Genomic DNA, 530 nt, shown 5'->3' on the forward strand with positions numbered 1-530 from the left:
TCGAGGCTACTTCAAGGGCGAAGAAATCCTGGCCTGTCATGAGGCGGGCATACGTGCTTTGGTTCCCCCTACAAAGACTTCCGGGGCCAAGGCCGATGGCAGGTTCGACAAAGCCGACTTCATCTACGATCCCGAAAACAACGAGTATCGCTGCCCGGCCGGCGAAGCTTTGATTTGGCGATTTTCCAGCGTCGAGAAAGGCATGACAAATCACCGCTACTGGAGCTCGAACTGCAAGGGTTGTCCGCTTAAGGACAGGTGCACACCTAGCGCACAGCGGCGTGTGACACGCTGGGAACATCAGGACGTGCTCGACGACATGCTGGCTCGCCTTGAACAGACGCCCGACGCCATGCGCATCCGACGTTCGACTGTCGAGCACCCCTATGCCACGATCAAGGCATGGATGGGATCCACGCATTTTCTAACGAAAGGCTTGGAGCGTGTGAAGAGCGAAATGAGCTTGCATGTGCTGGCCTACAACTTCAATCGCTTGCTCACGCTGCTTGGCATGCAGGGAATGCTGGCGG

The 530-nt window shown here is 57.0% G+C and carries 1 protein-coding gene; it reads left to right on the plus strand.

All coding sequences use genetic code 11. From position 1 onward, the window contains the following. Positions 1 to 530, plus strand: a 530-nt coding sequence (locus ACQ7JA_RS25010; RefSeq protein WP_430902409.1) for a transposase, incomplete at both ends; no start/stop codon positions are given.

The organism is Massilia sp. BKSP1R2A-1, from assembly GCF_050586525.1.
Lineage (GTDB): Bacteria > Pseudomonadota > Gammaproteobacteria > Burkholderiales > Burkholderiaceae_D > Telluria.